This is a genomic window from Endozoicomonas sp. SESOKO4, from assembly GCF_024606275.1.
The window spans coordinates 1-1,713 of record NZ_JAHHPS010000407.1; the positions used below are offsets into that span (position 1 = coordinate 1).

Below are 1,713 nucleotides of genomic sequence, written 5' to 3' on the forward strand. Positions count from 1 at the left end.
TCAGGCCCCGATTTACTGGCCCTTACAAACGCCATCCGGCTCCTACACACTCTGGGTCTACTATCACCGCTTAAACGAACAAACCCTCTACACCTGCGTCAACGATTTTGTTGAACCAAAGCTTCAGCAAGTGGAGCAAGACCTGAGCGCCCTAAGAGGAAAGTCCACCCGCAGCAATCAGGAAGAAAAAGAACTGGCCAAACTCACCGATCTGGCCAGTGAGCTACGAGACTTCCGCGAAGAACTGCTACGCCTGGCCAAATTCTGGAAACCCAATCTAAACGACGGCGTACAGATTACCGCAGCCCCACTGTGGAAACTATTCCAACACAAAGCCTGGCAGAAAAAACTGAAAGAGACCTGGCAAAAACTGGAAAAAGGTGACTATGATTGGGCACACTTGGCCTGCAGTATCTGGCCAGAGCGAGTATTACGCAAATGCCACCAGGATCGCAGCCTGGCCATTGCCCACGATGTGGAAGACCATTTCTGGCATGAAGTAGAAGTACCAGTCATTCGTCGTGGCAAGGAAACAGGTGAAGTGAAATATGAATGGCAACCAAAAGACCTAAACGATAGTGCATTAAACGAACTGGTGAAACAGTTGATCGCCGAAAGCGACTGATCCACTATCGTGCTATTTATAATGAAAATGCCGCAGTCTGGCACTTTCTTATCTTCAATGCTTGAGGGGAGCGGTATTTTCCGCTCATGGCTGTTTAATGGAGGCCATGATGGCAAAACAACCAAAAAAACGACCCGGTATACCCAAAATAGAATCCATCAGAGTTGAAAACTACCGGGCTCTGCGTAAGATCGAACTGAAGAACCTTACCCCCCTAACGGTGCTGCTGGGTCCCAATGGCAGCGGCAAGTCCACCATTTTTGATGTGTTCAACTTTCTGTCGGAGTGTTTTCAGTTTGGCCTGCGCCACGCCTGGGATCGTCGGGGCCGGGGCAAGGAGCTGAAAAGCCGTGGCGCCTCCGGCCCCATCCTGTTTGAACTGAAATATCGGGAGAAGCCTGGCACCCCCATTATCACCTACCATCTAGCCATTGATGAGGGCAGCAGAGGCCCGGAAGTGGTGGAGGAGTGGCTACAGTGGCGACGGGGCGCTAAAGGTAAGCCTTTCCGCTTTCTGGAGTTCAGCCGGGGCAAGGGTCGTGCTGCCAGTGGCGAAACCCCCGATGAAGATGATGATCGGCCAGAAACCAACCTGCGCTCCTCGGACCTGATTGCTGTCAACACTCTTGGGCAGCTTTCGGAACATCCGCGTATTGCCGCCCTGCGGGAGTTTATTACCGACTGGTATGTCTCCTATCTCTCCATTGACCAAACCCGCAATCAACCGGAAGCCGGCCCCCAGGAGCGTTTAAGCAAAGGCGGTGAAAACCTGCCCAACGTAATCCAGTACCTAAAAGAGCAACACCCGGAACGGCTGGAAGCTATTTTTGCCAAACTGCGCCAGCGCATTCCCCGGCTGGAAAAGGTTGCAGCAGACCCGATGCCCGATGGTCGTCTGCTATTACAGATAAAAGATGCACCTTTTGATCAACCGGTGCTGTCGAAATTTGCCTCCGATGGCACCATGAAAATGCTGGCTTACTTAACGGTGCTGCATGATCCGGAGCCACCCCGCTTTATCGGTATTGAAGAACCAGAGTGTGTAGGAGCCGGATGGCGTTTGTAAGGGCCAGTAAATCGGGGCCTGA

Annotated in this window: 2 protein-coding genes; both read left to right on the plus strand. The window is 52.3% G+C overall.

What is annotated here, in order from left to right; genetic code table 11:
• A partial coding sequence (locus KDK16_RS07935; protein ID WP_257275480.1) for a hypothetical protein occupies window positions 1–625 on the plus strand: 625 nt, incomplete at its 5' end.
• 106 nt (window positions 626–731) lie between these two features.
• Window positions 732–1,691, plus strand: coding sequence for an AAA family ATPase (locus KDK16_RS07940; protein ID WP_257275481.1), 960 nt, complete (start codon window positions 732–734; stop codon window positions 1,689–1,691).
• Window positions 1,692–1,713 lie beyond the last annotated feature (22 nt).